Here is a 3,339-nt window from a genome sequence, read left to right as displayed (position 1 = left end):
TTCCCCCATTCCGGCAAGCAGCCGCTCCCGCTCAAGGCCCCGCCACCGCTCGAACCGCGCCCCGAACAACCCCACCACCCCCACAACATGCCTGCCGGGACGCACCCGCGGCCCCGCTCACTCCTCGCAGCCGCGCTCCAGCACGAGACCGACCGAGCCGCTCTCCAACCCGTTGCCCTCTTCGAGGTGCAGATGCGCGCCGTCGTGCACACCGTCACCGGCGAGCACCAGGAGGTGCCTGGCAAGCGTCCGCAGCCCGGCGGCATTCGCCTCGATGACGACTTCTCCCCCGAGGTCCGGCACGTCGATCCGCGCCTCGGCATCCCAGGGAAAGGCGAGCGGCGCACCCCCGCTGCCGGCCACGGCAACGTGCGTGCTCGCCACCGGAAGTGAACCGTTTCCCGAAGTCATGCCCTCATCACGCCCCGCCCAACCGGCCACCCACCCCGCCTCAGGGCGGTGCGCGGCGCGCGGGGAGGCCGTTGCCCTGCCCGCTCCGCCGGCGCTGTCCGTGCCCGGCGGGTTCCCTGATGTCCGGGAAACCTCTCACTGCGCCGTCGGGCTCAGAGGAGCTGGGCTCACCGCGCGACCCCGAGAGCGCGCCCCGGAATGCGGTGCACGGCAGTCTGCGGAAGGCGTTGACGGGTCACCGAGCGGGCCGGTTGGCCAGGGGCGCGCTGCCGGGCCGCGGCAGAGCATGGCGAACGCGGATAAGTGGCAAGGGTGTTGCGGACCGCGCCGTGAGAGTCGTCGGCCAACTGCCGGAGGAGTTCCGGAGGGCAGGAACGCTTGCCCGGTACGCGCTGTCGTACCCGCCGGTCCGCGTCCCTGCTCAGCTCAGCTCAGCTCAGCCAGGATCTCCGGCGGGCAGGTTCGGGTGCGGGCGGCCCTCCGCCCGCTGCGGCCGGGCACTTGCACGGACCGGTCTACCGAGGACCCGGCCCGGCCGTCCGTGCCTGCGCTCCGGTCCGGACGCCAAAGCCCCCCGCCAAGATCGGCGAGGGGCCCTTGTACGGGTGGGCGCGGACGGCTTCGAACCGCCGACATCCACTCTGCAAGCTCGAACCGGGGCACTGTCGCCGCATGGTCTGGGGCAACGGCCCTACAGCTTGCTCATCTTGGTGAACGGGCTCAAGATCCGCTGTCGCGCCGAGCCGAAATCGACGAGCGCCGCGGTTCCGTCCTCGACGCCGATCACTCGGCCGAGTCCGTACACGTCGTGCGTGACCTGGTCACCCACCGCGAATTGCTTGGGGGGTGGCTCGGTCGGGGCTTTGAAGGGGCTGCTGGGCAGATGGCGCTTCGGTGCGGCTGGCTTTGTCATTGCGTCCAGTATGCGCCCGCCGGGCTCCGACCGGACCGCCATGCGCATCACCGTTCGGACCCGATCCCCCGCGCCTCTCCCGATCGGCGACGGCGAAGGGCCGGAGAGGATCCGATCCGCCGAGACCCGCCCTGCCGGCCCGCCCCCGGCCGAAGCGGCAAGGAACGCCGGAGGGTCACCGTGCGGAACCGGATCCGGCGCGTACCGAAGGAGCTTCGCGGCCGGCGTGCCGTCGCAGGCGGTGACGGAGATCCTGGGGCACTCGCAGAACGCCGTCACGATGAACAGCTCTACGCACGTGACCGACGGCAGCAGGCGGAAGGCCGCGGGGCACATGGCCCGGCTGCTGCGCCGTCGGCGGCTGGCCGGTCAGGCGACTGCCGTCACCCGGAGCCGCCAAAGGCCCCCAACCAAGATCGGCTGGGGGCCTCTGCACTGGTGGGCGCGGACGGTTTCGAACCGCCGACATCTGCTTTGTAAGAGCAGCGCTCTACCCCTGAGCTACGCACCCGTGGACGAGCCGACAGCCTACATGGCGGGCACGCCCCCCACGCAAACCCGTTCGCTGGGGGAGAATGGAGCGGGGCATGGCGGCGGCGGTACGGGAGAGGGATTGTGACGACGGCATCCCGGCGGTGGTTCGGCGGGCGGGGAGACAGTCGCAGGGCGGATGCCCAGGCGGCCAAGGATGCCGCGGCGGCGGCGTTCTACGAGCTGGACACGGCGCAGCGGGATCTGCGGATCTCGCTGGAGACGATCGCCGCCGGTGACGGTTCTCCCGCGGCGCGGCAGGCCGCCGAGGCGTTCGCCTCGCTGGGGCGGCGGATCGACGAGGCCAGCCATGTGTACATCGAGGCGGTCGACGCACACGACCTGGACCGGCCCGAGTTGGACGGGGCCGTGGCCGGTCGGGCGCGGGACGAGCTGACGCGGGCACGTGACAGGCTGGTCCGGATGAGGGCCGAGCTGGACCGGTTCGCGCAGGGCATCCAGCCGCTGCTGGACCGGGCGGAGACGCAGCTGGCGCGGGTCGTGCCGGCGCGGGAGCGCGCGAAGGCGGCGCTGCTTGCGGCGAGCACGGCGCTGGACGAGGTCCGGGCCCGCGGGATGCGGGCGGACGAGTTCGCGGCGCGGCTGGCGGCGCTCGCGCCGGAGCTGACCCTGCTGAACCAGGGCGCGGCGCGGCACGGCGTGCAGGAGACGGTGCAGCGCGCGGACCGGATCCTGCGCGACGCCGAGGGGATACGGGCGGAACTGGAGCGGCTTCCGGAGCGGGCGGCGGAGATCGACCGGCGGCTGGTCAGTCTGCGGACGCGGGCCCAGGCGCTGCGCAACCGGGCGGACCGGGTCGACCCGGTGCTGAGCGAGCTGCGCCGGCGGTTCTCGGCGGCGTGCTGGCAGGACCTGCAGCAGGTGCCGGAGCAGGCGGTGCAGGACGTGGGGCGGGCCGAGCAGGAGCTGGTCAGGGCGGCGCAGGCCCGCGAGGAGCAGCGGTGGGGTGACGTCGCCACGCTGATCGAGGCGGTACGGGCCGCCTTGGACTCCACCGACGAGGCCGTGTCGGCGGCGCAGGACCGGCTGAGCCGGCTGGAGGCGGTGGCCCGGGACCCGCAGGCGGAGGTGCAGCGGACGCGTTTCGCGATCCGGGACGCGCAGCGCCTGGCGATGGAGGGGCGCAGCGTGCCCGATCCCCGGCATGCGGGTCCGCTGGACCGGTCGGTGGCCCGGGTGGACCGTGCGGTGGCGTCCCTGGAGGGCCGGCACCCCGACTACTGGCACTTCCTGCTGGAGATGGAGGAGATCCGGGCGGCGGTCGGCCGCGTGGTCGCCGACATGCGGGGCCGACGCGGCGCCGACGGCTGAACGGCAGGGGCTTGCGCCGCCGGCTGCCCGCTGCCCGGCGTCCTCGTGGGGCGTGTAGGGCGCGTAGTTCTCGTGCGCCTCGTGACACCCGTAGGCCGCATGCGGGGCATAGACCTCGTGCACCACAGAAGAAGACATGGGCGCCACCTGCC

The 3,339-nt window shown here is 73.3% G+C and carries 3 protein-coding genes and 1 tRNA gene; 1 reads left to right on the top strand and 3 read right to left on the bottom strand.

Going from position 1 to position 3,339, the window contains the following annotated elements:
- Positions 1–117 precede the first annotated feature (117 nt).
- From EF903_RS30570 to EF903_RS30560, 3 genes are all read right to left on the bottom strand, one after another.
- Positions 118–384 (bottom strand): hypothetical protein, encoded by a 267-nt coding sequence (locus tag EF903_RS30570; RefSeq protein ID WP_260616145.1) that lies wholly within the window; start codon positions 382–384, stop codon positions 118–120.
- 718 nt (positions 385–1,102) lie between these two features.
- Positions 1,103–1,324 (bottom strand): hypothetical protein, encoded by a 222-nt coding sequence (locus EF903_RS30565; RefSeq protein ID WP_125548233.1) that lies wholly within the window; start codon positions 1,322–1,324, stop codon positions 1,103–1,105.
- Positions 1,325–1,760: 436 nt separating this feature from the next.
- Positions 1,761–1,835: transfer RNA gene (locus EF903_RS30560), tRNA-Val, on the bottom strand.
- Positions 1,836–1,939: 104 nt separating this feature from the next.
- Here EF903_RS30560 and EF903_RS30555 point away from each other — a divergent pair.
- Positions 1,940–3,187: a hypothetical protein gene (locus tag EF903_RS30555; RefSeq protein ID WP_260616143.1), complete on the top strand. Its 1,248-nt coding sequence runs from the start codon at positions 1,940–1,942 to the stop codon at positions 3,185–3,187.
- The last annotated feature ends 152 nt before the right edge of the window (positions 3,188–3,339 follow it).

The organism is Streptomyces sp. WAC05292, assembly GCF_003949955.1.
Lineage (GTDB): Bacteria > Actinomycetota > Actinomycetes > Streptomycetales > Streptomycetaceae > Streptomyces > Streptomyces globosus.
Note: the sequence above shows the minus strand (reverse complement) of the source record. Positions and strands in the feature narration are given on the sequence as shown.

Bases quoted from the DNA above. Each gene is read 5' to 3' on its own strand.
- EF903_RS30565 (WP_125548233.1), bottom strand. From the start codon at position 1,324: ATGACAAAGCCAGCCGCACCGAAGCGCCATCTGCCCAGCAGCCCCTTC.